Genomic DNA, 382 nt, shown 5'->3' on the forward strand with positions numbered 1-382 from the left:
CTGCGAGGACATCACCGTCCGGGACGCCACCATCACCAACGTGAGCAGCGCGCATGGCCTGGAGTTCAACAGCACCAGCCGCGGCCGCGCCATCAACTGCCGCTTCCTCGGCTACAAGGACAACAGCGGCGACGGCAGCCGCGACTTCAGCGAAGCGATCCAGATCGACATGGCCGTGTCCGGGTCGGCCGCCATCGGCCTGTTCGACAACACCCCGTCCAAGGACATCCTGATCCAGGGCTGCCAGGTCGGAGCGTCCAGCCGCCTCGGATCCTTCGGCCGCGGGTTCGGCTCCCACATGCTGCGCTCCGGCGTCTACTACTACGGCATCCAGATCATCGGCAACCGCATCGAGGGCACCCGCCAGCAGGGTGTCTATGGG

1 pseudogene is annotated in these 382 nt (G+C 66.5%); it reads left to right on the plus strand.

Annotation, left to right across the window (positions count from 1 at the left end):
- Positions 1–40: 40 nt before the first annotated feature.
- Positions 41–382: pseudogene (locus IG84_RS0137360) on the plus strand (right-handed parallel beta-helix repeat-containing protein); the annotation flags it as partial.

It is taken from the genome of Streptomyces ochraceiscleroticus (genome assembly GCF_000720485.1).
Taxonomy (GTDB): domain Bacteria; phylum Actinomycetota; class Actinomycetes; order Streptomycetales; family Streptomycetaceae; genus Streptomyces; species Streptomyces ochraceiscleroticus.